The organism is Arthrobacter sp. BPSS-3, assembly GCF_044628475.1.
Classification (GTDB): Bacteria; Actinomycetota; Actinomycetes; order Actinomycetales; family Micrococcaceae; genus Arthrobacter.
This window is the reverse complement of record NZ_JBIMMV010000001.1, coordinates 1-26,575: the sequence shown is the minus strand read 5'-3', so window position 1 is coordinate 26,575 and position 26,575 is coordinate 1. Positions and strand designations below refer to the sequence as shown.

General features: G+C 69.7%; 25 protein-coding genes. 15 read left to right on the top strand and 10 right to left on the bottom strand.

All coding sequences use genetic code 11. The features are described from left to right. Nucleotides 1-88: 88 nt before the first annotated feature. From ACFVY3_RS00125 to ACFVY3_RS00115, 3 genes are all read left to right on the top strand, one after another. On the top strand, nucleotides 89-1,114 hold the full coding sequence (locus tag ACFVY3_RS00125) for a DUF6454 family protein (protein WP_400158350.1): 1,026 nt from the start codon (nucleotides 89-91) through the stop codon (nucleotides 1,112-1,114). 41 nt (nucleotides 1,115-1,155) lie between these two features. Further along, nucleotides 1,156-2,904 (top strand): phospholipase C, encoded by a 1,749-nt coding sequence (locus ACFVY3_RS00120; protein ID WP_400158349.1) that lies wholly within the window; start codon nucleotides 1,156-1,158, stop codon nucleotides 2,902-2,904. A gap of 98 nt (nucleotides 2,905-3,002) precedes the next feature. Next, nucleotides 3,003-3,752, top strand: a complete 750-nt coding sequence (locus ACFVY3_RS00115; protein WP_400158348.1) for an ABC transporter permease — start codon at nucleotides 3,003-3,005, stop codon at nucleotides 3,750-3,752. 91 nt (nucleotides 3,753-3,843) lie between these two features. On the opposite strand, the gene ACFVY3_RS00110 is transcribed toward ACFVY3_RS00115, so the two are convergent. From ACFVY3_RS00110 to ACFVY3_RS00100, 3 genes are all read right to left on the bottom strand, one after another. Then, the gene (locus tag ACFVY3_RS00110; RefSeq protein ID WP_400158347.1) at nucleotides 3,844-5,178 is read right to left on the bottom strand and encodes an MFS transporter; all 1,335 of its coding nucleotides are present in this window, start codon (nucleotides 5,176-5,178) and stop codon (nucleotides 3,844-3,846) included. Further along, on the bottom strand, nucleotides 5,175-6,440 hold the full coding sequence (gene argE, locus ACFVY3_RS00105; protein ID WP_400158346.1) for an acetylornithine deacetylase: 1,266 nt from the start codon (nucleotides 6,438-6,440) through the stop codon (nucleotides 5,175-5,177). The genes ACFVY3_RS00110 and argE overlap by 4 nt, the downstream gene beginning before the upstream one ends. A 183-nt stretch (nucleotides 6,441-6,623) precedes the next feature. Beyond that, nucleotides 6,624-7,238: a helix-turn-helix domain-containing protein gene (locus tag ACFVY3_RS00100; RefSeq protein ID WP_377971653.1), complete on the bottom strand. Its 615-nt coding sequence runs from the start codon at nucleotides 7,236-7,238 to the stop codon at nucleotides 6,624-6,626. 83 nt (nucleotides 7,239-7,321) lie between these two features. Between ACFVY3_RS00100 and ACFVY3_RS00095 the strand changes: the two genes are divergently transcribed. The 8 genes from ACFVY3_RS00095 (at nucleotide 7,322) to ACFVY3_RS00060 (ending at nucleotide 15,126) form a co-directional block, all read left to right on the top strand. Continuing rightward, the gene (locus tag ACFVY3_RS00095) at nucleotides 7,322-7,894 is read left to right on the top strand and encodes an MOSC domain-containing protein (protein WP_400158345.1); all 573 of its coding nucleotides are present in this window, start codon (nucleotides 7,322-7,324) and stop codon (nucleotides 7,892-7,894) included. 34 nt (nucleotides 7,895-7,928) lie between these two features. Beyond that, nucleotides 7,929-8,615 (top strand): GntR family transcriptional regulator, encoded by a 687-nt coding sequence (locus ACFVY3_RS00090; RefSeq protein WP_400158344.1) that lies wholly within the window; start codon nucleotides 7,929-7,931, stop codon nucleotides 8,613-8,615. A 207-nt stretch (nucleotides 8,616-8,822) separates the two neighbouring features. Continuing rightward, complete coding sequence (locus ACFVY3_RS00085) at nucleotides 8,823-9,545, top strand: DUF969 domain-containing protein (RefSeq protein WP_400158343.1); 723 nt, start codon at nucleotides 8,823-8,825, stop codon at nucleotides 9,543-9,545. Next, a complete protein-coding gene (locus tag ACFVY3_RS00080; RefSeq protein WP_400158342.1) occupies nucleotides 9,542-10,513 on the top strand; it encodes a DUF979 domain-containing protein in 972 nt (323 codons plus the stop codon). Before ACFVY3_RS00085 ends, ACFVY3_RS00080 begins: the two co-directional genes overlap by 4 nt. Before the next feature lie 30 nt (nucleotides 10,514-10,543). After that, nucleotides 10,544-11,620: a DUF2891 family protein gene (locus ACFVY3_RS00075; RefSeq protein WP_400158341.1), complete on the top strand. Its 1,077-nt coding sequence runs from the start codon at nucleotides 10,544-10,546 to the stop codon at nucleotides 11,618-11,620. A gap of 82 nt (nucleotides 11,621-11,702) precedes the next feature. Next, entirely contained in the window at nucleotides 11,703-12,479 is a 777-nt protein-coding gene (locus ACFVY3_RS00070) for an electron transfer flavoprotein subunit beta/FixA family protein (protein ID WP_400158340.1), read from the top strand. An 11-nt stretch (nucleotides 12,480-12,490) separates the two neighbouring features. After that, nucleotides 12,491-13,501 carry an electron transfer flavoprotein subunit alpha/FixB family protein gene (locus ACFVY3_RS00065; RefSeq protein ID WP_400158339.1) on the top strand — a complete coding sequence of 337 codons (1,011 nt, stop codon included), beginning with the start codon at nucleotides 12,491-12,493 and terminating at the stop codon, nucleotides 13,499-13,501. 533 nt (nucleotides 13,502-14,034) lie between these two features. Beyond that, nucleotides 14,035-15,126, top strand: coding sequence for a cytochrome b/b6 domain-containing protein (locus ACFVY3_RS00060; protein WP_400158338.1), 1,092 nt, complete (start codon nucleotides 14,035-14,037; stop codon nucleotides 15,124-15,126). On the opposite strand, the gene ACFVY3_RS00055 is transcribed toward ACFVY3_RS00060, so the two are convergent. The 7 genes from ACFVY3_RS00055 to ACFVY3_RS00025 form a co-directional block, all read right to left on the bottom strand. Next, nucleotides 15,123-15,458 (bottom strand): hypothetical protein, encoded by a 336-nt coding sequence (locus ACFVY3_RS00055; protein ID WP_400158337.1) that lies wholly within the window; start codon nucleotides 15,456-15,458, stop codon nucleotides 15,123-15,125. The two genes, ACFVY3_RS00060 and ACFVY3_RS00055, sit on opposite strands and share 4 nt — an antisense overlap. Before the next feature lie 9 nt (nucleotides 15,459-15,467). Next, entirely contained in the window at nucleotides 15,468-15,809 is a 342-nt protein-coding gene (locus ACFVY3_RS00050) for a YciI family protein (protein ID WP_400158336.1), read from the bottom strand. Between the two features lie 83 nt (nucleotides 15,810-15,892). Beyond that, nucleotides 15,893-16,759 (bottom strand): SDR family oxidoreductase, encoded by an 867-nt coding sequence (locus ACFVY3_RS00045; protein WP_400158335.1) that lies wholly within the window; start codon nucleotides 16,757-16,759, stop codon nucleotides 15,893-15,895. 151 nt (nucleotides 16,760-16,910) lie between these two features. Next, complete coding sequence (locus tag ACFVY3_RS00040) at nucleotides 16,911-18,194, bottom strand: MFS transporter (RefSeq protein WP_290256273.1); 1,284 nt, start codon at nucleotides 18,192-18,194, stop codon at nucleotides 16,911-16,913. A gap of 14 nt (nucleotides 18,195-18,208) precedes the next feature. Continuing rightward, nucleotides 18,209-19,435: a CaiB/BaiF CoA-transferase family protein gene (locus tag ACFVY3_RS00035; RefSeq protein WP_290256274.1), complete on the bottom strand. Its 1,227-nt coding sequence runs from the start codon at nucleotides 19,433-19,435 to the stop codon at nucleotides 18,209-18,211. After that, nucleotides 19,432-20,895 (bottom strand): dihydroorotase family protein, encoded by a 1,464-nt coding sequence (locus ACFVY3_RS00030; RefSeq protein WP_400158334.1) that lies wholly within the window; start codon nucleotides 20,893-20,895, stop codon nucleotides 19,432-19,434. Before ACFVY3_RS00030 ends, ACFVY3_RS00035 begins: the two co-directional genes overlap by 4 nt. A 52-nt stretch (nucleotides 20,896-20,947) precedes the next feature. Continuing rightward, on the bottom strand, nucleotides 20,948-22,315 hold the full coding sequence (locus tag ACFVY3_RS00025; protein ID WP_364134133.1) for an FAD-binding protein: 1,368 nt from the start codon (nucleotides 22,313-22,315) through the stop codon (nucleotides 20,948-20,950). 217 nt (nucleotides 22,316-22,532) lie between these two features. On the opposite strand from ACFVY3_RS00025, the gene ACFVY3_RS00020 reads away from it, so the two are divergent. The 4 genes from ACFVY3_RS00020 to ACFVY3_RS00005 are packed head-to-tail and all read left to right on the top strand — an operon-like array spanning nucleotide 22,533 to nucleotide 26,415. Next, nucleotides 22,533-23,327 carry an IclR family transcriptional regulator gene (locus ACFVY3_RS00020; protein WP_400158333.1) on the top strand — a complete coding sequence of 265 codons (795 nt, stop codon included), beginning with the start codon at nucleotides 22,533-22,535 and terminating at the stop codon, nucleotides 23,325-23,327. Further along, nucleotides 23,324-24,145, top strand: a complete 822-nt coding sequence (locus ACFVY3_RS00015) for an HpcH/HpaI aldolase/citrate lyase family protein (protein ID WP_400158332.1) — start codon at nucleotides 23,324-23,326, stop codon at nucleotides 24,143-24,145. The genes ACFVY3_RS00020 and ACFVY3_RS00015 overlap by 4 nt, the downstream gene beginning before the upstream one ends. An 18-nt stretch (nucleotides 24,146-24,163) precedes the next feature. Further along, nucleotides 24,164-25,000, top strand: coding sequence for a cyclase family protein (locus ACFVY3_RS00010; protein WP_400158331.1), 837 nt, complete (start codon nucleotides 24,164-24,166; stop codon nucleotides 24,998-25,000). After that, nucleotides 24,997-26,415 carry an MmgE/PrpD family protein gene (locus tag ACFVY3_RS00005; protein ID WP_400158330.1) on the top strand — a complete coding sequence of 473 codons (1,419 nt, stop codon included), beginning with the start codon at nucleotides 24,997-24,999 and terminating at the stop codon, nucleotides 26,413-26,415. The genes ACFVY3_RS00010 and ACFVY3_RS00005 overlap by 4 nt, the downstream gene beginning before the upstream one ends. Nucleotides 26,416-26,575 lie beyond the last annotated feature (160 nt).

Here is a 26,575-nt window from a genome sequence, read left to right as displayed (position 1 = left end):
CGGGCGTTCATCTTGGCTCCACGCCCGGTTCATTACCTGCGGGTAGCTTGGCCGGGTCAGCCGGAGATCCAACCCTGAGAGGCTCGCCATGAGCGCGACTCGTACCCGAGGCATCCTTACCGCCGCCGCAGCCATCGTCCTGGCCGCATCCGCGATCGGCGGCACCGCCGTCGCCCAGGCCGCGGACAACGACCACCGCGGTGGATCGGACCCCGGCTCCCACGCCCAGGACGGCCGTGACAGTGCCCTGAGGGACGCGTTCAACCGCGTGGACCGCGGAACGGCCTGGCAGCAGACCTCCAAGCTGAAGCTCAACTTCCCGACGTACCACACGGAGGGCATCGCGTTCAGCGGGGACCACATCTTCCTCTCGGCCGTCCAGATCACCGAGCCAACCACCAAGTTCGCCACCCCGCAGAACGGCTTCGACCGGACCCCCGGCAAGGGCATCGGGCACCTGTTCGTCATGGACAAGGCCGGGAACCTGCAGAAGGACATCACCCTGGGTGAGGGCGACATGTACCACCCGGGCGGCATCGACTTTGACGGAACCAACGTCTGGGTGCCGGTGGCGCAGTACCGCCCGGACAGCAGCGCGATCATCTACCGGGTGGATGCCAAAACCCTGGACGTGCACAAGCAGTTCGAGGTCAAGGACCACTTCGGCGGCATCGTCATGGACAAGCAGACCGGCCACCTGGTGGGAAACACTTGGGGATCGCGGCGCTTCGCAGAATGGGACCTGCAGGGTAAGCAGCTCGCCACCTGGCAGAACCCGAACTACTTCATCGACTACCAGGACTGCCAGTACGTCCCGTCCTCCAAGATGCTCTGCGGCGGCATCACCAACCTCCCGCAGACGCCCGCCGCCGGCGGGACCGCCGGAACCTACGAACTCGGCGGGATGGCGATGATCGACCTGAAGTCCCACGCCGTGACCCGCGATGTGCCGTTCCAGCAGTGGTCCACCGCCGGCCACGTGGCCACCCGCAACCCGTTCAAAATGACCGCCGACGGCGACCACCTGACCCTGAAGGTGGCTCCGGATAGCGGCGACGAAGGCAACGGCACCGAAATCCTCACCTACGAAGCAACAGTCAAAGCCGCCAACTAGCGGCACCAGCCCCAATGCAGGCCCGAACCGATCGGATAGTCATGATCCCCCCAGCCCCCCGCTCCACCCGACGGCGCATCGCCGCCGCCACCGGTGCCACCGCCCTGGCCGCCACGGCCCTCACGGCAGGCCTGGTCGGCGTCGGCGCCGGCCCCGCCTCCGCCGGCGGCGATGACCACCGCGGCACGGCGACGCCCATCCAGCACGTCGTCGTGATCTTCCAGGAAAACGTTTCCTTCGACCACTACTTCGCCACCTACCCGAAGGCCGCGAACATCCCCGGCGAGACCCAGCAGGGTTCGGGCGCCCCGGCGGCCACCTTCACGGCCGCGAAGAACACGCCCAAGAAGATCGACACGCTGGCCTCCGCCGGGCTGCTGGCGCCGAACAACCCCAACGCCAAGCAGCCCGAGCGGCTCACCCCGCAGCAGGCCGTCACCTGCGACCAGGACCACAACTACGGTGCCGAGCAGAAGGCCTACAACGGCGGGCTGATGGATAAGTTCGTCGAGTACACCAGCCGGGACGCGTGCGGCCCCAACCAGTACGGCCGCGACGGGCTGACCATGGACTACTACGACGGCAACACCGTCACCGGCATCTGGAACTACGCCCAGAACTACGCCATGAGCGACAACCACTACAGCACCGTCTTCGGTCCCTCCACCCCGGGCGCGCTGAACCTGGTCTCCGGCCAGACCCACGGCGCCACCGAGTTCACCGCGGACGGCAGGCCCGTGGTCACGCCCGCCGCCGGCAGCTACACCGTCCGCCAGCCCGACGCCAACGGCGTGGGCACGGTCATCAACGACCCGGACCCGGTCTACGACGACTGCTCCAACAATAGCCACGCCAAGACCAACAACCTGGCGGGCATGACCGGCAAGAACATCGGTGACCTGCTCAGCGCCAAGGGCACCTCCTGGGGCTGGTTCCAGGGCGGCTTCACCCCCAGCACCCCCGCGACGGCCACGGCCCCGGCGTCGTGCCTGACCAGCCACACCAACGCCGCCGGCGCCTCCGTGGTGGACTACTCCCCGCACCACCAGCCGTTCCAGTACTACAAGTCCACGGCCAACCCGCACCACCTGGCCCCGGCCTCGGACGCGGAAATCGGCCACGACGGCCAGGCCAACCACCAGTACGACCTGACCGACTTCGGCAAGGTGGTGAACACGGACAACATGCCGGCCGTTTCCTTCCTGAAGGCGGGCATGTTCCAGGACGGGCACGCCGCCTACTCCGACCCGATCGATGAGCAGAGGTTCATCACCGCCACGGTCAACCAGATCCAGAAGTCCAAGAACTGGGAGAACACCGCCGTGGTTCTGGCCTACGACGATTCGGACGGCTGGTACGACCACGCCGCCGCGAAGGTGAAGAACTCCTCCAACACTGCCGACGACGCCGCGTGGTGCCAGAACGGCGCGGCCGCCGGTGTCCCGATGGCCGGCGGCTACGCCGACCGCTGCGGACCCGGCCCGCGCCAGCCGCTGGTGGTCATCTCCCCGTACGCGAAGAAAAACTTCGTGGACCACACCCAGACGGACCAGGCCTCGATCCTGCGCTTCATCGAGGACAACTGGCACACCGGCCAGGTCGGCGACGCCTCCGCGGACGCCGGGGCGGGTTCCCTGAAGGCGATGTTCAACTTCGAGCACAAGCGTCCCGGCAAGGTGCTGCTGGACGAGCAGACCGGGGCCGTGGCCTCCGTCAGCGGCCCGAAGGATGACGGCCAGGACGGGGACGCGCAGGGAGAGACCTCCAAGGGAGAGAACTCAGGCAAGTAGCCCCTCCGGAGCAGGCCGCCGCCTGCCCCGTCCCTGAGGAATGCGCCGCCCAGCTGATGCCGGGCGGCGCTTTCTTTGCCCCCGGATAGGCTGGCCGCATGACCCCTCCCGCAGATCTGCTGCCGGCGCTGGCCGGTGTCGCCGTGCTGGTGGCGGTGACCCTCGCGGTGCTCACGGCCTACCGCGTCCCCGCCCGGTTCGCGCCGGCGTGGGCGATCCTTCGCGGCGCCCTGCAGCTGGCGGCGATCAGCCTGATCCTCAGCGGCGTCATCACCAACGGCTACCTAGTGGCCCTGGCGCTGCTGGTGATGTTCACTGTGGCCACGTGGACGGCCACCCGCCGGCTGGGCCGGGACCGGCGGATGTTCGGCCGGGTCAGCGCCGCGATGGGTGCCGGGGTGGCCGTCACCCTCGCCGTCGTCTTCGCCACCGGCGCCATCGAGTTCTCGCCGCGCTATGCCCTGGCGATCGGCGGCATCGTCATCGGCAACGCCATGTCCATCACCACCCTGGCCGGCCGGCACTTCCAACAGACTGCCGCGGCCCGGTGGGAGGAGGTGGAGGGGTGGCTGGCCCTGGGCGCCCGGCCGCGCCAGGCCACCACCGAGCTGGCCCGCGAGGCGGTGCACGCGGGGCTGCTCCCCACCACCGACCAGAGCAAGACCACCGGCCTCGTCACCCTGCCCGGCGCCTTCGTGGGCGCCATCTTCGGCGGTATCTCCCCGCTGTCTGCGGGGGTGTTCCAGGTGGTGGTGCTGGCCTCGATCATGGCCGCGGGTGCCATCACGGCCGTGGTGATCGTGCTGTTCCTTGCCCCGCTGCGGGTCAAGCCGGTCCCGGCGGCGTGAGGCGCCAGGACGCTGAACAACAATGCCCCCGCAGCAAGGAAGCCCGCCCCGGCACTCGGCCGGGACGGGCTCCCTCAGCGATGGAATGACGTTACGCCTGCCGGTAGACCTTGCGGGCGACGGTCAGGCTGGCCGCGGCGATGATGGCGATGGCCACCAGGTAGTAGCCGGGCACCAGCAAGGATCCCGTGCTGCCGATCAGCGCGGTGAGGATGAACGGGGCGAAGCCGCCGAAGACGGTCACGCCGATGTTGTAGCCCAGCGAGAGGCCGGTGGAGCGGATCCGGGCCGGGAACATCGAGGACATGATCGCCGGCAGCGGGGCGAAGTAGGCGGTGGCCAGGACCGAGAGCACCAGTTCCACCACGATCATGGTGGGCAGCTCCGGGGCGGCGATGAGCGCCAGGAACGCCGGGATGCCGACGACGATCGTGCCGCCCGCGGCCCAGGTCATCACCCGGGCCGGGCCCACCTTGTCCGAGAGCATGCCGATGAACGGGGAGCCTGCGCTCATCACGATGCCGAAGATCAGGGTGGAGAGGAACGCGACCGCCTTGGGCATGTTCAGGTTCACGATCGCGTAGGTGGGCATGAAGAGGGCGATGTACACGCCCACGGAGCCCAGGGAGACGACGCCGACGATCGCCCAGAGGCGCCCGCCGTTGCCGACGAAGGTTTCCCGCAGCGGCGCCGTCGAGGTCTCCGTGGCGAGGAACTCCGGGGTCTCCTCCATCTTGGAGCGGATGTACCAGCCCACGGGGCCGATCGCGAGGGCGAAGATGAAGGGCAGCCGCCAGCCCCAGGACTCCAGCGACTGGGTGCTGAGGTAGCTGTTCAGGACGAACCCGAAGACGCCGGCCAGCAGGATGCCGCCGCCCTGGGTGGCTACCTGCCAGCTGCCGTAGAACGCCTTCCGGGTGGGGGCGTATTCGATCAGGTAGGCCGTGGCGGTGCCGAATTCGCCGCCGGTGGCGAAGCCCTGCAGCAGCCGTGCCACCAGGACGATGATGCTGGCCGTCACGCCGATCATGGACGCGGTGGGAGCGACGACGATCAGCAGGGTGCCCACGAACATCACCAGGATGGAGACCAGCATGCCTGCCTTCCTGCCGGCCTTGTCCGCGTATCGTCCGATAAGGATGCCGCCAAGGGGCCGCATGATGAAGGAGACACCGAACGAGGCGAAGGTCAGCAACAGGGACGCGGCGTCGCTGGTGGTGGGGAAGAAGAGCTTGGAGATGGTGACGGCGAACGTGCCGTAGACGATCAGGTCGAACCATTCGAGTCCGTTGCCGATCGAGGCGGCGACGACGGCCTTACGGGCGTTGCTGCGTTCGACGGCGTTGAGGGTGCGCGGGGCGGCCTGGCTGTCCGCGTCGGCTGCGCTTCCCGCGGCGGCCGTGCCGGTGGTGGTGGGATGGCTCATGGCTGCGGGGTCCCTTCGGTGGGCTCGGTGGAGGTCAGGTGGTCGGCCAGCGCGCGGAGGAAGTCCTCGCAGGCGGCGATCTGGCTCAATTCGATGTATTCGTTGGCGGTGTGGCCCTGGTCCATGGACCCGGGTCCGCAGACCACGGTGTCGATGCCGGCGCGCTGGAACAGGCCGGCCTCGGTGGCGTAGACAACTGTCTCTTCGACGGCGTTGCCGGTCAGCCGCTGGGCGAGGTCCAGGGCAGCGCGCGGGCCCTCGGGGCTGAGGCCGGGGACGGCGCCCAGCTGTTCCATGACGATGTCCGTGCCGGGTTTCTCGGCCTGGATCTCGGTCCGGAGCCCCTCGAGGGCTTCCCGGATCCGGGCGATGACGCCCTCCGGGTCGACGCCGGGGATGGTCCGGAATTCGAATTCGAAGGCGCAGTGCTCGGCGACGGTGTTGACGGCCGCGCCGCCGCTGACGACGCCGACGTTGGCGGTGGTGTAGGGCACCACGAAGGTCGGGTCGAAGGGGCCGGAGAGCCGGTGCTCGTCGGCGTGGGACCGGATGGCGGCGATCGCCCGGGCGGCGTATTCGATCGCGTTGACGCCGGTGGAGGTCATCGAGGAGTGCGCGGCGATGCCGGAGACGGTGACGCGGAAGAGCTGGCTGCTCTTGTGCGCGGAGACCGGCCGCATGCTGGTGGGCTCCCCCACGAAGCCGAGCCGGGGCCGGATGCCGCGGGCTTCCAGTTCGGCGAGCAGGACGACGGCGCCGTGGCAGCCAACTTCCTCGTCGTAGGTCCAGGCGAAGTGGAGCGGCTCGGCGAGGGGCCGGGACTGGAACTCGGGCAGGAACCCCAGGATGGCGCCGCTGAAAGCCTTCATGTCGGTGGCGCCGCGGCCGTAGAGGCGGCCCTCGCGGATCTCGGCAGCGAAGGGGTCGCTGTGCCAGTCCTGGCCGTCGACGGGGACGACGTCGGTGTGCCCGGCGAGCATGATGCCTCCGGTGACGGTGCCGTCGGCGGCCGGGATGGTGCCGAAGAGGTTGGCCTTGCGGCCGTCGGGGCTGGGGACCACCAGCGGTGTGATGCCGCGGGCGGAGAGTTCGTCCGCCATGAACCGGATGAGCTCGAGGTTGGAGTTGCGGCTGGTGGTGTCGAAGCCGATCAGCGTAGCGGACCAGTCAACGGCGGCGGCGCTGGGCGCAACGGCCCCGGAGGTGGCAGGCAGAGAGGTGGCAGGCGAAGTCGTGGCAGCCGGTGAGGTGGCAGGCGTCATGGGTGGATTCCCCCGGAACGGTGTTGGAGTGTTGCGCCATGGGGGTCCGGTTGCGGTCTCCGGCCCGGCGCGGCGGCGGCCGAACGGCCCCGCTGTCCCCAGTATTTGGCCCCTGGACGACCCCTGTCAACACTTTGAGCCGTATTTATTCATTTTATTGAACGAAACCGGGGGCGTGCCCCCTCAGAACGATGGCGGCGTCATCGCCCCGATCAGCACTGCATCCTGGTCGGTGGGGTTGCGGTACCAGTGCGGCAGGGAGGAGTCGTAGGTCAGCGAATCACCCTCCTCCAGCTCATACCCCACGCCGTTGACGCAAACGTAGAGCCGCCCCTGCACCACGGTCACACACTCTTCGCCGGCATGCTTGAACGGGGCGTCCTTGTTGTCCCAGCCGGCGGCGATCTGGGCGCGCAGCATGCCCAGCTGCCCGTTCATGTGCGGGGTCAGCAGCTCGTAGATCAGGTTGTCTTCGGCCACTTCCAGCCGGCGGCGCTCGTCGCGGCGGACCAGCGCGCCGCCCTGGTCCCCGGTGTCGAAGAAGCGCCCCACCGGCACCTTGAGCGCCTGGGAGAGCTTGATCAGGGTGGTCAGCGAGGGGTTGCCCTGGCCGCGCTCGATCTGGCTCAGTAGGCCCGGGCTCAACCCGGCCGCGGCGGCGAGCCCTCCGATGCTGAAGCCGGCCTCGCGGCGCAGGTGCAGCACCAGGGCGCCGACGGCGGTCATCGCCCGCTCGGCCTGGTCTTCGACCCCGGGAGACTCCAGCGTCAGGCCGGGGTGGCCGCCAAGATTGTCCATGCCTCGATGCTCCGCCATAGTGAAGTTATCGTCAAGATAATGAAGCTCGCCCGGACCGGCGGCGCCGGCGGTAGCGTGGAGGCATGAGCGAGGCTTACCGCTACGACATCGAGATCCTGCACCTGCTGGTCTCCCCCGCCCACGCCTACTTCGGCCGGGCCAGGGAGGGCGCGGCCGACGTCCCGACCCACGACGCCGAAAAGGCGCAGTTCGTTGCGGGCAAGGGGATCGCCGGGGACCGGTTCTTCGGCAAGGCCGCGCACATGGACGCCGCCGCCACCCTGTTCGCCGTCGAGGGCCTGGAAGCGATCGCCGCGGAGCTCGGCACGCCGCCCCTGGACCCGCTGCTGACCCGTCGCAACGTGATTATCCGCGGCGCCGAGCTGGCGCCACTGCTGGGCCACGAGTTCATGCTGGAGTCCGGCGGGGACACGGTCCGACTCAAGGCCGGACGACCCGCCCACCCCTGCGCCTGGATGGATTCGATGCTGGCCCCCGGCGCCCACAAGGCGATGCGCGGGCGTGGTGGCGTGCGGTGCCGGGTGGTGTCCGAAGGCGTGCTGCACCGGGGTCCGGCGGTACTGGTCAGCCCGGTGCCACTGGACCCGTCGCGGGCGGGCGAGGCGTCGGTCCTGCGCCCGTCACGCCTGCCGTAAGGGGCAGCCTGGCCGCTCCACTAGGCTTGGCGCCATGACATTTGAAGCGGTCCTGGAGTCCCTGCGCGGCGTGGCGAAGGGGTCTACCCACTCGCACACCGGACTGTGGGTCTCGGACCAGCTGCGGCAGCGGATCGCCGCTGGCGACCTCACCCCGGGCACCAAGCTCTCCGAGGAGGCCCTCGGCGAGGCCCTCGGCGTCAGCCGCAATACCCTCCGCGAGGCCTTCACCGCCCTGCATGCCGAGCACATCGTGACCCGAATCCCCAACCGCGGGGTGTTTGTGGCCCGGCCCGCCGCCGAGGACATCCGCGAAATCTACCGGGTCCGCCGCTTCGTCGAACCCGCCGCCGTCCTCTGGCACGAGGCCGCGCCGGTGGATGAGCTGCGCGCCGTCGTCGCCGATGCCCAGTATGCCCGCGCCCGCGGCGACATCGCCGGGATGGCGGGCGCCAACCAGGAGTTCCACCGCGCCCTGGTGGCCCGCGCCGGCAGCGAGCGCCTGGACTCACTGATGAAGCAGGTACTGGCCGAGATGCGCCTGGTGTTCCACTCGATGGGCTCGGACCCCGCCTTCCACGAACCCTATGTCGCGGACAACGCCCGGGTCCTGGAGCTGATTGCCGCCGGCCACAACGCCGAGGCGGCGGAGCTGATGCGGGACTACCTCAACCGGGCCGAGGCGCAGCTGCTGGCCGCGATGGCGCACGAGCTGCACTAAGCCTGATTCCCACCGGAAGCGGGGCGGCCGCCGGGGCCCGGACGGCACGGTCCGCCACCCCTCTTGCGCATTGTTCAACAAAACCATAAGCTGTGGATCACAGTGATGGGCATCACTTTGCGGAAGTCACCCCTTTCAGCTCGGCCGGGCCGGCCATGCCCCTAACTACTCTCGTCCGCGGAACACTGCTGCGTCCTGCGGGGATGGATGGATATGCTCGTACTCATCGGGGTCTTGCTGGTCATCGTCGGCTTCGCCGTCCGCCTCAACCCACTCATTGTTGTCACCGTTTCCGGCATCGTTACGGCGTTGTTGGGCGGCCTCTCCCCGCTGGAGATCCTCAACGCGTTCGGCTCCGGCTTTGCCAGCAGCCGGTCCGTGACGATCTTCGTGGTGGTCCTGCCGGTCATCGGCATCATCGAACGTTTCGGGCTGCAGGAGCAGGCCAAGACGCTGATCGCGAAGCTGGCCAGGCTGACCGCCGGCCGCGTGCTCCTGGGATACCTGCTGGTCCGCCAGGCCACCGCCGCCGTCGGCCTCACCGGCATCGGCGGCCACGCCCAGACCGTGCGGCCGCTGGTGTTCCCCATGGCCGAGGGCGCCGCGCTGCGCCGCTACGGCCACGTCCCCGACAAGGTCAGGGAAAAGATCAAGGGCCACTCCGCCGCGGCGGACAACGTGGGCGTCTTCTTCGGTGAAGACATCTTCGTGGCGGTCGGCTCCATCCTGCTGATCACCTCGTTCGTGGACACCACCTACAAGCTGCACCTCGAACCCCTGGAGCTGGCCGTCTGGGCCATCCCCACCGCCATCATCGCCTTCCTCATCCACGGCTTCCGGCTGCTGCGGCTGGACCGCCAGCTGGACAAGGACGTCCGCGCCGCCGTCGAGGAAGAGAAGTCCGCAGTCACCGTAGGAGAGACCGCATGATCAAGGTTGAAGCCGTCTTCTGGCTGATTGGCATTCTGTTCATCGCCTGGGCGTTCCTGATTTCCCGGGACACCAGCCACCCCAAGCGCTGGGGCAGCTCGGCCTTCTGGGGCCTGCTGGGCCTCTGCTTCTTCTACGGCTCCTGGGTGCAGGCGAACACCGCCCCGGCATGGATCCTGGGCGTGGCCGTCCTGGTCCTGGTGGTCCTGGCCAGCACCGGGCCCCTGGGTGACGGCAAGTCCCGCACCACCAGCGAGGCCGAGCGCACCGCCTTCGCCGCCCGCTTCGGCAACAAGCTCTTCATCCCGGCACTGACCCTGCCGGTGGTCACCGTGATCATCGTCCTGCTCGCCCCGGTCCTGAAGATCGGCGGCCAGCCGCTGTTCGACCCGGCCAACACCACGCTCCTGGCCTTGGCCGTCGGCGCCATCGCGGCCGCCGTCGTCGCCGTCGTGCTGCTCAAGCCCAAGAACAAGCTGACCCCCATCTTCGAGGGCCGCCGGATCCTCGAATCCATCGGCTGGGCCGCGCTGCTGCCGCAGATGCTCTCCACCCTGGGCATCCTGTTCACCAAGGCCGGCGTGGGCAAGGCCGTGGGCACCCTGGCCACCGGCGTCCTGCCGGAGGGTTCGCTGATCGCCGCCGTGATCGTCTACTCCGTGGGCATGTTCCTCTTCACGGTGCTGATGGGCAACGCGTTCGCCGCGTTCCCGATCATGACGGCTGCCATCGGCTGGCCGGTGCTGGTCCAGGGCTTCCACGGCACCCCGGCCATCATCTTCGCGATCGGCATGCTGGCCGGCTTCTGCGGCACGCTCTGTACCCCCATGGCGGCCAACTTCAATCTGGTGCCCTCGGCGCTCCTGGAGATGAAGAACAAGTACGGCGTCATCAAGGCGCAGGTCGCCACCGCCGTGCCGCTGCTGGCCGCCAACATCGGCCTGATGTACTTCCTGGCCTTCAACTGATCCCGTCCGCCACCACCCGTTAGGGGCACCATGAGCCACTCCGCCGCACCGTCCGCCGTCACCGTAGTCACCGCCGGAACCGAAGAGATGGACCGGCTGGCCGACACCTACGCGGACATCGTGCTGGAGAACCTGGGCCGGCCGTACCCCTACGCGTCGCACCACGTGGAGACGTCGCTTGAGGACCGCCCAAGCCCCCGCGAGCTCCACCCGGCGTTTTACACCTCGTTCGACTGGCATTCCTGCGTGCACATGACTTGGCTGGGCGTGTCCCTGCTGGAACACGGCGTCAGCCCGGACCGCGACGCGGCGCTGCGCCGGGTGCTGGCAGCCAACCTCACCCCGGAGAACCTCGCCGTGGAGGGCGCCTACCTGCAGGCCAACCCCAGCTGGGAGCGCCCCTACGGCTGGGCCTGGCTGGTGCGGCTCGCCGCCACCGCCATCACGGCGGAGGACGCGCAGGTGCGGGAATGGGGCGCGGCGCTGGAACCGCTGGTGGACATCGTGGCGTCGCTGGTGGCGGACTGGACCGCCAAGGCCGAGTTCCCGGTCCGGCACGGGCTGCACACCAATGCCGCCTTCGGCCTGGGGCTGATGCTGGACGCCTTCCGCGCGCTGGGACGGGACCGGGCCGCCGCCGTGTGCGAGGAGGCGGCGCTGCGCTGGTTCAAGGACGACGCCGGCTGGCCCGGAGAGTGGGAGCTCAGCGGCCAGGACTTCCTCTCCGCCGGGTTGAGCGAGGCGGACCTGATGGCGCGTGTGCTCGACGGCGGGGACTTCGCCGCCTGGTTCACCCGCTTCCTGCCGGACCTGGCGCCCGGGTTCCGGATCCTGGCGCCGTTCACGGTCACCGACGAAACCGACGGCTACCTGGCGCATCTGAACGGCCTGAACCTCAGCCGGGCCGGGCAGCTGATCCGGATCAGCGCCGCCCTCTCCGCGTCCGGGTCCGCATCCGGGTCCTCGACGGAGGAGCTGTGCGGCGTGCTCGACGGCGCCGCGGCACCGCTGCTGGAGGCCGGCCTGGCCGCGGTGAGCACGGACGAATTCATGTCCAGCCATTGGCTGGCCAGCTTTGCCTGGGACGCGCTGGCCTCGGCGCGCTGAGGAGAGCGGCAGGTTTCGTAGACTCTAGGGAGATTCGGCGTGCCGCCTCCCGGCGGCATGCCCGCCACAGGAAGAGCCATCAATGAAGATTGTCGTCCTAGTCAAGGAAGTTCCGGACACCTACGGGGACCGGAAACTAAGCCTCGAGACCGGCCTCGCGGACCGCGCGGCCAACGAGGCGGTGATCGACGAGATCGGCGAGCGCGCCCTGGAGCTGGCGCTGAGCTACGCCGACGCGCACGAGGGAACCGACATCGTCGTCCTCTCCCTCGCCCCCGAATCCGCCACCGCCACCCTCCGCAAGGGCCTGGCGATGGGGGCCGGCAGCGCCGTGCACGTCTGCGACGAGGCCCTCCGCGGCGCGGACCTGGGACTCACCGCCGAGACCCTCGCCGCCGCCATCCGCCGCACCGGCTTCGACCTGGTGGTCACCGGCAACCTCTCCACCGACGGCACCGGCGGCATGATCCCCGCGATGCTCGCCGAACTCCTCGACGTCCCGCACGCCACCGGCCTGAGCTCCGTCTCGATCGGGGACGGCAGCGTATCCGGCACCCGCCCGGTGGACGACGGCGTGCAGCAGGTCTCCGCGCAACTGCCGGCGGTCATCTCCATCACCGAGGCGCTGCCCGGGCCGCGGTTCCCCAACTTCAAGGGCATCATGGCGGCCAAGAAGAAGCCGCTGGAGGTCATCGCCCTCGCGGACCTGGGCGTCACGGCCGACGATCCGGAGGCAGCGCGGTCCATCATGCTCTCCGTCGCGGAACGGCCGCCGCGCGCGGCCGGCGTGAAGATCGTCGACGACGGCGACGCGGGCGAAAAGATCGCCGCATTCCTGATCGAAAACCGCCTGGCGTAGGGAGCAACGACATGACTGATTTTCCCACTGACGCCATCCTGGTGGCGCTCGAAACCACCGCCGCCGGGGAGCTGGAGAAGGCCGCCGCCGGGCTGCTCGGCGCCGCTGCCGCCGTGGGCACCCCCGTGGCGCTGGTCATCCCTGCCCCGCAGGCCGGGAGCACCCCCGGCGATGGTTCTCCGTCCGGTGATCCCGCCGCGGAGGCCGCGGCCCTCGGCGCCGCCCATGTGCTGGTCGCGGAGACTCCGGACCGGGAGGCCCTCGGCGTCCCGGCCGTGGACGCCCTGGCCGCCGCCGTGGAGCTGGTCCGGCCGGACGCCGTGCTGATCTCGCATTCCCTCAACGGCCGCGACCTGGCCGGCCGCTTCGCAGCCCGGACCCGCTCCGCCGTCTGCGTCGACGCCGTGGGGGTCTCCCGCGACGAGGAGGGCGTGGTGGCGCACCATTCCGTGTACGGCGGCGCCTACAACGTCACTGCCACGGCCACCTTCGGGCCGCCCGTCATCACCATCCGGCAGGGCTCCATCGAGGCCCGGGCCGAGGGCCGGACCGCGGCCCCGGAGACCCTCACGGTGACCGCCTCCGGGAAGCCCGCGGCAAGGATCGAGTCCTTCGAGGGCGCCGCGGCAGCCTCAACCCGCCCCGAACTCCGCGGGGCCGCCAAGGTGGTGGCCGGCGGCCGGGGCCTCGCTTCCAAGGAACAGTTCGCCCTGGTGGAGGAGCTCGCCGACACCCTGGGCGCGGCCGTCGGAGCTTCCCGCGCCGCGGTGGACGCCGGCTACGTCGCGCAGTCGCAGCAGGTGGGCCAGACCGGGGTGTCCGTGTCCGCGCAGCTGTACGTGGCGCTCGGTATCTCCGGGGCCATCCAGCACCGGGCGGGCATGCAGACAGCGAAGACGATCGTGGCCGTGAACAAGGACGCCGACGCGCCGATCTTCGAGATCGCCGACTTCGGCGTGGTGGGCGACGTCTTCACGGTGGTCCCCCAGCTGATCAGCGCCCTCGAAGCGCGGAAGAAGTAGCGGTGGCGGCCCCCTCACGACCGCTCCGCCGGGGACTCCCCCGGGTTCCGGGCGGCGAGCCCTGGCCTCCCGCGGGCGAGGCTCCTGAGCGCTTCGCTTCGGCGGCTGTCTCGGCGCCCGCGTCCGCTCCGGAAGTTTCGGCGCCCGCGGCTGCTCCCGTGGCCGAGCCCGTTCCCGCATCGGCAACTGCCCCTGTGTCCGGCGGTGGCCGGCCGCTTCGGCGAGGCCTCCCCCGCGTCCCGGGCGGTGAGCCCTGGCCACCCGCCGGAATGACGCCGCTGTCAGCGGCTGCTAGCGCGCCGGCCGAGGCATCGGCCCCCGCAGCGGTCGCCCCGGCAGCGGCCACATCCGCACCCGTCCCGGCTCCTGCTCCCGCGGCAACGGCACCCGCCGCCGCGGCTCCGGCCCCCGCTCAGGCCGGTACCACTCCCCTGCGCCGTGGCCTCCCGCGGGTTGCCGGTGGCGAGCCGTGGCCCCCGGCAGGCACCGCCCCGGCCCGGTATGCCACTTCAGCGGCACCGGTTTCGGTTCCCGTGGCCCCGGAACCCGTGGTCCCGGAACCCGTGGTCCCGGAACCCGTCGTCGACTCGGCGCCCGAGGCCCAGGCTCCCGCGGCGGCCCCTGTTCAGGCTCCTGCCCCGGCGGCCGCCGAGGCGCCCGCACCGGTCGCTGCCCCGGTTGCACCCGCCAAGGAGAAGCCCGCCGCGCCGAAGCCCGAACCCCGCCGTTACGGGTCGCGGACCCTGGCCGGCTGGATCCGTCGGGTGGTGCTCATCGCCGTGAGCGCCGTCGTCGCCGCCGGCATCCTGATTCTCGCCGCCCGCGGCGTCACCACGCTGCCGGGCGTCCCGGAGTTCCTCCGCCGCTACCCCGGCGCTTACGAGCTGCCGGACACCGCGCAGGCCGGTTTCCCTTGGTGGGCCCAGTGGCAGCACTTCCTGAACTTCTTCCTGATGGTGCTGATCATCCGCTCCGGCTACCAGGTGCGGACCCAGCAGAAGCCTCCCGCCTACTGGACGCCGGCGCGGGGCGGGAAGAAGATCAGCATTACGCTCTGGCTGCACCAGTCGCTGGACATCCTGTGGCTGGCCAACGGGCTGATCTTTGTGGTGCTGCTGTTCGCTTCCGGGCACTGGCTGCGGATCGTACCCACCAGCTGGGAGGTGTTCCCCAACGCGGCGTCGGCCCTGCTGCAGTACCTGACCCTCGACTGGCCGGTGGAGGACGGCTGGGTGAACTACAACAGCCTGCAGCAGCTGATGTACTTCGTGGTGGTATTCATTGCGGCGCCGCTTGCCGTGGTTACCGGCGTGCGGATGAGCGAACTCTGGCCCAAGAACGCCACCACCCTGAACCGGGTCTATCCCGTGGAGGTGGCCCGCGCGCTGCACTTCCCCACCATGCTGTTCTTCGTGCTGTTCATCCTGGTTCACGTATTCCTGGTGTTCGCCACCGGGGCCCTGCGGAACCTGAACCACATGTTCGCCGGCACGGACGAGGTGAACTGGGTGGGCTTCTGGCTCTTCGCGGCGGGCCTGGCCATCACGGCGGGCGCCTGGTTCGCGGCGCGGCCGCTGGTGCTGGCGCCGCTGGCCCGGCTGTCCGGAAAGGTCAGCAGCCGCTAGGGAGCCTCGGGCCGGGTGATGTCCACCGGAAACGTCATGAAGGCCGGCGTCTCGTACGGGTGCACGGCCAGCGCCGCTGCGACGACGGCGTCGCGGCGGTCCCGCGGGTAGAGGGCCTCGATCCTGACCTCGGCGACTTCCTCCGGCGTGCCCACGGCGCCGACGGCGGGCGCGGCCCGGGGCAGCGGGGTGAACCGGCCCGTGCCCGCGGTGCTGAACGAGCAGCGCGAGTAGTTGCCCAACCGACCCGCGCCGGCGTCACCGAGCGCCCGGCGGACCGCATCGGCGTCGGCCGCGGGCACGTAGATCACCAGGCAGTCCATGGCCGCCATGGCCGGTGGTCAGGCTTCCGCGTCGTCGCCGAAGGCGCGGATTTCCTGCGGGCAGCGGCACGCCCTGGCGAATTTGGCGCCCCATTCCACGGCCGCTTCGTGGGAGGGCAGGTCCAGGATCGAGTAGCCGCCCTCCAGATGCGCGGTCTGCGGGTAGGTGCCCTGCCGCGCCTCGCCGCCGCTGTCGACCACCACCGGCGGGACGCTTTCGTCGATGCCGCCGCCAAACACCCACACCCCGGCGGCCTGGGCCTCGCGGACGACGGCGTGCGCGGCGTCGGCGACGGCGGGAAGTTCCTCAAGCGGGACGTCCATGGCGGCGCTCGGAAACGAGATCAGGTACTTGGTCATGGCGCTGACTCCTCTGTCGCGGCGGGGAGGGCTTTATCCTCGTGGATGCACCGGCGGTGCGCAAGGAGCAGCCGCCCCTGTTTTCAGTCGGTCACCCACCCCGCGGTCATCCCCGTGACCAGGCTCCCGTCGAGGTCCTTGAGTTTGGTGCCCACGAAGCCCCGGGCCCAGTCGGATGTCTGCACCCGGAACGGCGTCCCCTCGTCGCGGAGGCTGGCGAGAATCACCTGGGCCACCTCATCGGGGGTCTGAGCATTGGAGCTGCCGAACTGCTGGGTGGTCCGGTTCAGGTAGGCGGTGAGGGCCGGCGCGTAGGGTCCCGCGTCGGCGAGCATGGTCTTCGGGTCGATGCCGGCGTTGGCGACGAACTCGCTGGAGACCGGGCCGGGTTCGATCACGTGGACGCCCACCCCCACCGATGCCGCCAGCGGCTGGAGGCTCTCCAGGAAGCCCTCGACGGCAAACTTGGCCGCGCAGTAGGCCTCGTTGAACGGCTGGCCCACCACGCCGCCCACCGAGCTGATGGTGATGAGCCGGCCGCCGCTGGCCCGCAGGAGGGGCATCGCGGCCCGGGTCAGCGCGACGACGCCGAAGAAGTTGACCTCCATGGCCACGCGGATGTCCTCCACAGTGAGGGTTTCCACGGTCCCGAGGGTGGCGCTTCCGGCATTGTTCACCACCGCGTCAAGCCGGCCGTAGCGCTCCGAGCAGTAGGTGATCTCGCGGTCGATGGCTGCCTGGTCGGTGACGTCCAACTCACGGATGTCCAGCTCCGCCCCCGCCTCCGCGGCCGCCGAGCGCAGGGCGTCCGCCTTCGTCAGGTTGCGCATCGTGGCGACGACGGTCCAGCCGGCCTGCGCGGCGGCGACGGCGGTGGCCAGTCCGATGCCGGAGGAAGTTCCGGTAATCAGGACGGTTTGTGCTGTGGATTCAGGCTGCTGGCTGCTCATGGAGACTTCCTGTCGCTTGGAAACGGCGCCTGCGGGCGGGCGCCCTGCACCGATCATGCCTCCCGCGGTACCCGGAAGCCAACAGAAAGGTAGCCAACAGAAAGGCCGGACAGCCGCTCGGCTGCCCGGCCCCTCGTGGTGCCTCCGGGAACTATCCCCGCACCGGAGCCGCCTCCTGCTCGGCCGTGACGCGGGCCGGTTCCTTCGTGAAGAACAGGAGCGCTGCGGCGGCGATGACGCAGAGCACGGCCATGATCACGAAGCCGCCGGTGTAGCTGCCGGACTCGGAGACGATGAAGCCCATGACGCTCGGGGCGATGATGCCGGAGAGCGCGAAGCACGCATCGGCGAACCCGGCGGCGGTGCCGGGCTGCTTGGGAGCGGCGTCAATAGAGGCAACCCACCAGATACCGCCCGTGATGAAGCCGAAGCCCACGCCCAGGGAGATACAGACCAGGGCGAGCGTCAGGGTCACCGGCATCACCAGGAGCGGAACCAGCGAGGCGCCGGCCAGCAGCAGCGCCACACCGATGATGGTGAAGCGGGAGCGGACCTGCTGGGTGCGCTTGTAGATGCGGTCCACCAGCACGCCGCCGACCAGGGCGCCGACGACGCCGGCAGCCCACGGTGCCACCGAGAACGCACCGACGGCCTTGAGGGAGAGCCCGAATCCTGCCTGGAGGTACTGCGGCAGCCAGTACATGAAGGCCCAGAACATGAAGCCCCAGGCGAAGTAGCCCAGCCCCACGATCCAGAGGTTGCGGTTCCGCAGGATGGGTCCCCACTCCATCTTTTCTTCCCGGCCGGAGGCTTCGCCCTCGGTCTGGCCGCTCTTGATGTAGGCGCGCTCCTCCTCGGAGCAGAAAGCCGCCTCGGCTGGGGAGTTCTTCAGGTACGGAACCGCGATGAGGACCCACAGGACGCCCGCGGCGGCGAGGATCCAGAACATGCCCATCCACCCGGTGAGGCTCACCAGCTGGGTGAGGATGGGACCGCCGATCAGCAGGCTGCCGGAGACGGCCACGCCGCCCACCAGGGCCAGTGCCTTGCCGCGCTCCTGGGCCGGGAGCCACCGGCTGGCGATGCGGGTAGCGGCCGGGAAGCAGGGAGCCTCACCGGCGCCGAGCACGATCCGGACCAGGATCAGGCCGAGGAAGCCGCCGGCGGCCGGGGTCAGCGCCGAGGACACGGCCCACACGATCATGCCCCAGATGAGGATCTTGCGGGAGCCGAACCGGTCCACCAGGGGTCCGGAGAGCAGTGCGAAGACCATGTACCCGACGGAGAAGGCCGAGCTGATAATGCCGTATTCGGCGGCGGAGATACCGAAATGCTCCCGGATCGGCGTCGCAGCGAACGAGATGGCGCTGCGGTCGATGTAGTTGACCAGCACCAGTCCAAGGACAATGCAGAGCGTAAACCAACGCGATTTCATAGGGTTCCTAGGGGTCAGATGACGCCGCGTTCACGGAGATCGCGGAGTTCGGAGGGATCGTGTCCGAGGGCGGTGAGGACCTCGTCGGTGTCGGCACCGAGCGGGCGCCCGGTATGCCGAATGGAGCCGGGGGATTTGGTCATCCGCCACATCACGTTCTGCATGCGGACCGATCCAAGATCTGGGTCGGGGACTCGGGTGATCATCTCCGTGGCCACAATTTGTTCGTCAACGAGCAGCTCGCTGGGACGGTAGACCGGTGCCACGGCCGCGCCGGCGGCCTCGAACTCCTGCACCACCTCGTCCCGGGTGCGCTGTTCGACCCAGCTGCCGACGTAGCCGTCGAGCAGCTCGGCGTGCTGGGCGCGCTGCCTGCCGGTGGCGAACCAGGGCTCGTCGATGACCTCGGGGTGGCCCACCAGGCGCAGCACCCGCTCGGCGATCGCCTGCGCACTGGTCGAGACGGCCACCCAGTGGTCGTCCTTGGTCCGGTACAGGTTGCGCGGAGAGTTGTTCTGGGAGCGGTTGCCGGTGCGGTCCTGGTCCAGTCCCAGCTGGTCCGCGTAGATCACGGCGGGTCCGACGGCGGTCATGATCGGGCTGAGCAGGTCCAGGTCGATCACCTGGCCCTCACCGCCGTTGCGGTCCCGTTCCAGCAGGGCCATGGCGACGGCGGAAGACCCGGCGACGCCGGCGATCGAATCCGCGAGCCCGAACGCGGGCAGGGTGGGCGGCCCGTCGGGTTCGCCGGTGAGGTGCGCGAACCCGCTCATCGACTCGACCAGGGTCCCGAACGCGGGCCGGGACGAGTACGGGCCGCGCTGGCCGAAGCCGCTGACGCGCAGCATCACCAGGCCGGGGTTGTCCTTGGACAGCACGTCATAGCCGAGGCCCCAGCGCTCGAAGGTTCCGGGCCGGAAGTTCTCGACGACGACGTCCGCGGTGGCGGCGAGCTCCCGGAAGATCTCCTGGCCCTCCGGGGTTCCGAGGTGAAGGGTCACGGTCTGCTTGTTGCGGCTGACCATTTTCCACCACAACGGGATCCCGTCCTTATCCAGCCCGTGGCCCCGCATGCCGTCCGGCTTGGTGGGGTGCTCGATCTTGATGACGTTGGCGCCGAAATCACCGAGGATCTGGGCCGCCAGCGGACCCGCCAGGATGGTCGAGGCATCCAGGACCTTCAGGCCGCGGAGCGGTCCGTGGTTGGTCTCGGCGACGGCGCCGAAGGCGTTGGCGCTCACAGGTACGGGCGCTGCAGGTAGCGGCCGACGGGTTCGCCGGTGATGACGCCGTCGGTCAGCACGCGGTGGCCGCGGACGAACGTGTCCGTGACCTTGGCGCCGAGTTCGAAGCCCTCGAACGGCGTGTACTCCTGGGTGGATTCGGAGTCCTCGGCGCGTACGGTCCAGACGGCGTCGGGGTCCACGATCGCGATGTCGGCGTCGGCGCCTTCCACCAGCCGGCCTTTGCCGGGCAGGCCGTAGCGGGACGCCGGGTTCGAGGAGGTCAGCTCGGCAATGCGGCGGAGGGACAGCCCGCGCTTGCGGCCCTCGGTGATCAGGCCGGGCAGCAGGTACTCGGTGCCGCCGAAGCCGGACTTTGCGGCGAAGATGTCGTCGCGGTCGTCACCGAACTTCTGCTCGTCCTTGCAGCACGCGTGGTCGGAGACCACCCAGTCGATGTTGCCAGCGAGCATGTGCTCCCAGAGGGCCTCGACGTCGTCGCGGGGGCGCAGCGGCGGGTTGACCTTGCCGCCCAGGCCGTGGGCGGTGTCGATGTCGGCCAGCAGGTGCCCGATGGTTACCTCGCGGCGGAAGTCCACGTGGGGGAACGCCTCAGCCATCTTCATCGCGGCCTTCAGCGCCTTGGCCGAGCTCAGGTGCAGGAGGTTGATGTTGGGCAGGCCGGTCTCGTCAGCCAGGAAGGAGGCGATGGTCACGGCCAGGCCCTCGGAGTGCTGGGGCCGGGACGCGCTGTAGGCCGCGAGACCGGTGAGGGTGCCTTCCTCCTCCACGAGCTTGGTGTAGGCGCTCATGATCTCGGCGGTCTCGCAGTGCAGGGAGAGGGAGATGTGCGGGGCCAACTCGGGCAGCTTCTCCCGGGCGGCCTGGATGCCGCGCATGACGAATTCGAAGTGCGCCAGGTTGTAGTTCTCGTCTTCGGGGATCATGAGGAATTCGCTCTGCGAGGTGGAGCGTCCGTGCAGGCCGTGGCTGCCGTAGAACATGAAGATCTTGAAGGACGTGACGCCGTGGTCCTCGACCAGCGACGGGATTTCCTCGATGTGCTGCTTGGACATCGGGGCAAGGTGGAAGGCGTAGTCAATGTAGGCCTTGCCCTCGGAGGTGGCCAGCACCTCGGGGTAGAACTCCTTGTAGGGGCCGCCCTTGTTCAGGTAGTACTGACCGGTCCGCATGTAGGTGATCGCGGAGGTCACGCCGCCCTGGGCGCTTGCCCGGGACTCGGAGACGGTGTCCTCGCCCAGCGGGTTGTAGATACCCCAGTGCTGGTGGGCGTCCACAACGCCGGGAAAGACCAGCTTGCCCGCGGCGTCGACGATCTCGGCGCCGTCGGCGGAAAGGTTCGGCCCGATCGCGGTGATCTTGCCGTCGGTGACGAGGATGTCCAAGAATTCGCCGTCGTCGGGGGCGTTCTCCTCGGGCCGCACAACGGTGCCGTTCTTGATGAGGAAGGTACTCACGTGAAACTCCTGATGCTCTGGTGATGGAAAGGTGGGACCGCGCGGAACGCGGTCAGGTGCGTGCGCCCAGGTCTTCGGCGGCCAGCCAGGCCAGGCCGAAGGCGGTGAGCAGGCCGTTGCCGGCCAGGTAACCGGCGGCGCCGTGGCCGGAGATTCCGGTGGCGGCCCCGCCCGAGGCGTAGAGGCCGGGGATGGGCGACTGGTCCACCCGGGTCAGCACGCGGGCGTGGTGATCGACCACCAGGCCGCCCTGGGTGTGGAAGAGTGCGGGAACGATGCGGACGGCGGCGAGGGGGCCGGTCAAGGCGTGACGCTCGTCGCTGCGGCCCTGCCGGTCGGGCTCCTCACCCCGGGCTGCCCTCGCGGCAGCGTCGACGTCGTCGGCGAGCGCGTCCGCGGGAACCTTGAGGCGCTCCGCCAGATCGGCCACGGTCTCGGCCCGCACCAGCGCCCCGCTGTCGGCGACCTGCTGGAAGTCCGTGAAGGCCAGGCATTGTTGTTCGATGTGCTGGTCGATGATGATCCAGCCGGTTTGTCCGGGCTGGGCGGCCAGGATCGCCGCAAACTCCGAGTAGCCGGTCGTCTCGTCCGCGAAGCGCCGTCCTTCGGTGTTCACGATCAGGCCGCCGTGCAGGACGGTGGCCCAGCCCACGAGGGTCTGGCTGGAGGCGGAGAGGGCGGCGTGCCCCTGGTAGGCGTCAAGGTAGGCCGAGTCCGCGCCAAGGCCGGCGCCGATCCGCAGGGCATCCCCGCGGCTGTAGAACCCGCCGTGGTAGTGGACGCCCGCCATTTCCGGGATCCACCGCTCCACCAGTTCCGGCGCGCCGCCGTATCCGTTGGTGGCCAGCAGCACGGCCGGGACGGACAGCCGGTCCGTGGAACCGTCCGGGGTGGAGGCGACGATGCCGGAGACCGCTCCGCCGCTGACCTCGACCTCTTCCAGGGTCATGGGGGTAATGAGTTCGATCCGCTCGTGGCGGCGGGCGCGGTCCACGAGGTGGGCCAAGAGGGTGGATCCGTGCCGGCCGGAGATGGTGTGGCACCGGTCGGCGCTGTGTCCGGGGTAGTGGAAGTCGGTCACCAGTTCAAGGGGCAGCCCGAGTTCGTCGGCCATCCATGTCACCATGGGTGCGCTCGCCGCGGTCAGGGCCTCCGCGAGCCGTCGGTCGGCGCTGCCGCCGGTCTTTCGGTCGATGTCTCCGAGGAAACGGCCGGGGCTGTCGTCGATTCCGGCGGCTTCCTGCCAGCGGGTGCCGGCCGCGGGGATCATGGCGGTGCACATCGAGGTGTTGTTTCCGCGCTGGAACTGGTCATCCGCGTCGATGACGACGACGTCGTGGCCCAGATCCGCGGCACGCAGCGCGGCGATCAAACCACCGCCCGCACCTGCCACGGCCAGATCGAAATCGTACTCGGGCATTCTCACCTCCCTACCTGTTCCGCTTGGCGGAACATATTTGGTCTGTGTCGTGGAACACTTTGCCCGATCACATTCCAGTGCGCAAGGGTTATTTTTCAGAAACTTCCGATAATTCGCGGGTTTCTCTCGGGCGGAAGTCTCGACAAGCGTTCCGTTAGGCGGTACAAATGGTAAAAGTCGTCAATCCGGACTTCGTCAGTCATCCAGGGAGCCAACTATGGAAACCACGTCCAGCGGGACCACCTCCGCGGCCCGTGCGGCCGACGTCCTCGTGGCCTTCGGCCGCCGGAACAGTGCCCTCGGGATCTCCGAGATCGCCCGCTCCACCGGATTGTCCAAGGCTGTGGTGCACCGCATCGTGTCCACGTTCGTCGAACGCGGCCTCCTCACTTATGAGGCAAGCAGCCGCCGGTACCGGCTGGGGCCAGCCGCCGTCACCCTTGGGGCGCGGGCGCTGGACACCTCGCCGCTGCGTCGGGGCGCCCGGGAAGCCCTGGTGGAACTCCAGCGGCAGACCGGCGAAACCGCAACGGTGTCGGCCCGGATCCCGGGCGGCCGGGTCTACCTCGACCAGGTGGAGAGCACCCAGGAAATCAAGATGACCGTGGAGATCGGCCGCTGCTTCGACCTGCACAGCGGCAGTTCCGGCCGCGCCATCCTGGCATTCCTGTCCGAGGACGAGCAGGAGGACATCCTCTCCAGGCCGCTGCCCCGGCAGACCGCGGCGACGGTGACCGACCCCGAGGCGCTGCGCGCTTCCCTCCGGGACGCACGGGCGAGGGGCGTGTGCCATTCCGAGGGTGAACGCCAGGAGGGTGCGGCGTCGCTGGCCGCCCCCGTCTTCTCCGACGACGCACAGGTGGTTGGCTCCATCTCCGTCTGCGGGCCGAGCTACCGGATGTCCGAGGAAAAGCGCTCCCGGTACGAGGAAGCGTTGCTGGAAGCGGCCGCCAAGGTCTCCCGCAACCTTGGTTACAACCCCCAGGCCGCCGGCCGGGAGGCCGCCTCATGATTCCGCGCAGCTGGCTCTACGTCCCGGGCCACCGGGAGGACCGGATCGCCAAGGCGCTGGATTCGGCCGCCGACGCCGTCATCATCGACCTCGAGGACGCAGTGCCGTCCACGGCCAAGGACATGGCCCTGGCGAATGCAGTCGGTGCCCTCGAAACGGCCGGGGCCGGGCGCCAGGTCTGGATCCGGATCAACCCGCTGGACACGCCGTGGTCCGCGCAGGAGCTTGAGACGCTGGGCCGGGCGGAGCGCAAACCGGCGGGCGTCCGAATCGCCAAGGCCGAGGATCCCGCCGCGATCCGCCGGGCCGGCGATGCCCTGGGCTGCCAGCTTCATCTCCTGGTTGAGACGGCGGCCGCACTCCGCGACGCCCCGCTGCTGGCCGGCACCCATCCCCGGGTCACCGGACTGGCCCTCGGCGAGGCCGACCTCGCCGCTGATCTGCGGGTTTCGCCGGAAGGCCTGGAGTGGGCGCGCGGCTGGATTGTCACCGCCAGCCGCTCCCACGGCCTCGCTTCCCCGGTCCAAAGTGTCTACACCAACGTCGCCGACCTTGAGGGCCTGCGCCGCAGCAGCCTGCAGGGCCGGAGGCAGGGATTCTTCGGCCGCACCGTGATCCACCCCCGCCAGATCGACGTCGTCAACACCGCGTTCACTCCCACTCCGGAGGAAGTGGCGCGCGCCGAGGGCGTCGTTGCCCTCGCCCAATCGTCCGCCGAGGCCGGAGAGACGGCCGTTCTCGATTCCGACGGGCGCTTCATTGACCCCGCCGTCGTGGAGAACGCCCGGCTGGTCCTCGACCTCGCCATCCGCGACTAGTCCCCTACGAGGAGTTCCATGCATAACGCGACCACGTCCACCACCGATGCCCTGCTCAGCGCCGTCACGGGCAGCACCCAGGAAGTGGTCGAACTCGGCCACCCGCACTTCACCGGCATGCCCTGCTCCCCCAACCACCCCGGGTTCCGGATGACCCTGATCCGCCGGCACGGTGACATGGTCCGGCCCGACGGAGGGTCCGCCTCCAACGAAATCATCGTCACCGGCGGACACGTGGGAACACACGTCGACGCCCTCTCCCACGTCAGCCACGAGGGCATGCTGCACGGCGGCGTGGACGCGGCGGACGCCCAGCGCGGCGGGAAGTTCTCCCAGCTCGGGGCGGACCAGATCCCGTTCCTGCTTCGCCGCGGCCTGCTCCTGGACATCGCCGCACTGCACGGGGTGGAGGCCCTGGAGGCGGGCCAGGCAATCACCGCGAAGGATTTGCAGGATGCCGCCGACGCCGCCGGGGTCTCGCCCCGCTCCGGCGACGTGGTCCTGATCCGGACCGGCTGGGCGCGGCACTTCGGGGACCCCGCACGGTATCTCGGCCAGACGGACGGCGTCCCGGGTCCCGATGTGGAAGCGGCCCGCTGGCTCGCTTCGGCCGGGATTGTCGCCGCGGGCGCGGACACCACCGCCTTCGAACACATCCCCGCCGGCAAGGGCCACAGCGTGCTGCCGGTGCACCGGATCATGCTGGTGGAGAACGGCATCCACATCATCGAGCACCTGAACCTTGAGGACGCCTCCCGGCACGGGCTGACCGAATTCACCTTCGTCATGGCCCCGCTGCGGATCGTCGGCGGCACCGGCTCCCCGATCCGCCCGGTCGCGGTGGTGACCCGATGAGCCGGCACGATTTCACCGGCACCGTCGTCGGCCGGCTCGCCGCCCTGGCGGACCATACCCGAAAAGACGGCCTTGCCCCGGACCTGCGCAAGGACGTGGCCCGCCGGGTGCTTGACCTGCTGGGCAACTCGCTGGCCGCCCACAGCCAGCCCTCCGCGGCCGCCGTGATCGGCGTCGCCACCGGCTGGGGCGGAAACGAGGATGCCACTGCCATCGGCACCGGCCGCCGTTTCCCCGCGGCGACGGCGGCCCTGGTGAACGGCACCCTGGCCCACTCGATGGACTCGGACGACACGCACCTGCCCTCGGTCCTGCACCCTTCCGCCTCCGTCATCCCGGCGGCCTTGGCGGTGGCGGAAGCCACCGGCGCCAGCGGGGCGGCACTCCTGGACGCGGCCGGCGTCGGCATCGAAATCACGGTACGGCTGGGCATGGGCGGCTATGACGAGGCCCTGGGAAACTCGGAGTTTTTCGAGCGCGGCCAGCATGCCACCTCCATCTGCGGCGCTATTGGATCGGCTGCCGCCGCCGCGATGCTCTACGGGCTCGACGCCGAGGGCATCGCCGACGCGATGGGCATCGCCGCCAGCTTCGGGGCGGGCCTGCTCGAGGCAAACCGGACCGGCGGGAGCGTCAAGCGAACGCACTGCGGCTGGGCGGCGCACTCCGGGATCACGGCCGCCGAACTGGCCCGGCACGGGCTCACCGGGCCGCCTACGGTCATCGAGGGCAGGTTCGGTTTCCTGCACGCCTTCTGCGGGGACCGTGCCGATGCCGCCAAGGTGGTCGAAGGTCTCGGCGAGCAATGGGAACTCCCGGGCATCTTCTTCAAGCCCTACCCGTGCAACCACTTCACCCACGCCGGCATCGACGCCGCCCGCGAGCTCCGCGACCGCGGCGTCCGGCCGGAGGACATCGTCGGCATCGAACTGGGCGTTCCGGCGCCCGTGCTGCGGACCATCGCCGAGCCCGCCGAGTCCAAGGCCAAACCGGAATCGGGCTACCACGCCGCCTTCTCCGGCCCCTTCACCGTCGCCCGGGCCCTCCTGGGCGGCTCCGGCCTGGGCGTCGGGCATCACGACTTCACCGACGCGATGGCGAAGGATCCGGAAACCCTGCGGCTGGCCGGGCTGGTCCGCTGCCACGCCGATGAGCGCAGCAGTGAGATCTACCCGCACCAGTTCCCGGCGGTGTTGCGCGTCAACACCCGGGACGGCGAATGGCATGAGGCGCGGGTGGAGTTCAACCGCGGCGGCCCGAGAAACCCGCTGAGCGATGACGAGCTGGCCGAGAAGTTCCGCCTCAACGTCGGCGGCCGGCGCACTTCGGAAGACACGGGCCAGGTGGCCGCGCTGGCCCTCGGGCTCGGGGATGCCCTGGACGTCGCCGAGCTGATGGCGGCGGTCCGGGACTAGCACCCACCCACGACGGCGGCCCGCACCCCACCCGGCGGTTTCTAGTGGTCGTTGCAACACTGCTGGTGGCTAGGTAGCTAGTAGTAAATCACGCAGACGCTCGGCCGGGGTATCCCAGCCGAGCGTTTTGCGTGGGCGGCCGTTGAGTTCCTGGGCGACG

Coding starts and splice junctions, on each gene's coding strand:
- ACFVY3_RS00125 (WP_400158350.1), top strand. CDS start 89: ATGAGCGCGACTCGTACCCGAGGCATCCTTACCGCCGCCGCAGCCATC.
- ACFVY3_RS00120 (WP_400158349.1), top strand. CDS start 1,156: ATGATCCCCCCAGCCCCCCGCTCCACCCGACGGCGCATCGCCGCCGCC.
- ACFVY3_RS00115 (WP_400158348.1), top strand. CDS start 3,003: ATGACCCCTCCCGCAGATCTGCTGCCGGCGCTGGCCGGTGTCGCCGTG.
- ACFVY3_RS00110 (WP_400158347.1), bottom strand. CDS start 5,178: ATGAGCCATCCCACCACCACCGGCACGGCCGCCGCGGGAAGCGCAGCC.
- argE (WP_400158346.1), bottom strand. CDS start 6,440: ATGACGCCTGCCACCTCACCGGCTGCCACGACTTCGCCTGCCACCTCT.
- ACFVY3_RS00100 (WP_377971653.1), bottom strand. CDS start 7,238: ATGGACAATCTTGGCGGCCACCCCGGCCTGACGCTGGAGTCTCCCGGG.
- ACFVY3_RS00095 (WP_400158345.1), top strand. CDS start 7,322: ATGAGCGAGGCTTACCGCTACGACATCGAGATCCTGCACCTGCTGGTC.
- ACFVY3_RS00090 (WP_400158344.1), top strand. CDS start 7,929: ATGACATTTGAAGCGGTCCTGGAGTCCCTGCGCGGCGTGGCGAAGGGG.
- ACFVY3_RS00085 (WP_400158343.1), top strand. CDS start 8,823: ATGGATATGCTCGTACTCATCGGGGTCTTGCTGGTCATCGTCGGCTTC.
- ACFVY3_RS00080 (WP_400158342.1), top strand. CDS start 9,542: ATGATCAAGGTTGAAGCCGTCTTCTGGCTGATTGGCATTCTGTTCATC.
- ACFVY3_RS00075 (WP_400158341.1), top strand. CDS start 10,544: ATGAGCCACTCCGCCGCACCGTCCGCCGTCACCGTAGTCACCGCCGGA.
- ACFVY3_RS00070 (WP_400158340.1), top strand. CDS start 11,703: ATGAAGATTGTCGTCCTAGTCAAGGAAGTTCCGGACACCTACGGGGAC.
- ACFVY3_RS00065 (WP_400158339.1), top strand. CDS start 12,491: ATGACTGATTTTCCCACTGACGCCATCCTGGTGGCGCTCGAAACCACC.
- ACFVY3_RS00055 (WP_400158337.1), bottom strand. CDS start 15,458: ATGGCGGCCATGGACTGCCTGGTGATCTACGTGCCCGCGGCCGACGCC.
- ACFVY3_RS00050 (WP_400158336.1), bottom strand. CDS start 15,809: ATGACCAAGTACCTGATCTCGTTTCCGAGCGCCGCCATGGACGTCCCG.
- ACFVY3_RS00045 (WP_400158335.1), bottom strand. CDS start 16,759: ATGAGCAGCCAGCAGCCTGAATCCACAGCACAAACCGTCCTGATTACC.
- ACFVY3_RS00040 (WP_290256273.1), bottom strand. CDS start 18,194: ATGAAATCGCGTTGGTTTACGCTCTGCATTGTCCTTGGACTGGTGCTG.
- ACFVY3_RS00025 (WP_364134133.1), bottom strand. CDS start 22,315: ATGCCCGAGTACGATTTCGATCTGGCCGTGGCAGGTGCGGGCGGTGGT.
- ACFVY3_RS00020 (WP_400158333.1), top strand. CDS start 22,533: ATGGAAACCACGTCCAGCGGGACCACCTCCGCGGCCCGTGCGGCCGAC.
- ACFVY3_RS00015 (WP_400158332.1), top strand. CDS start 23,324: ATGATTCCGCGCAGCTGGCTCTACGTCCCGGGCCACCGGGAGGACCGG.
- ACFVY3_RS00010 (WP_400158331.1), top strand. CDS start 24,164: ATGCATAACGCGACCACGTCCACCACCGATGCCCTGCTCAGCGCCGTC.
- ACFVY3_RS00005 (WP_400158330.1), top strand. CDS start 24,997: ATGAGCCGGCACGATTTCACCGGCACCGTCGTCGGCCGGCTCGCCGCC.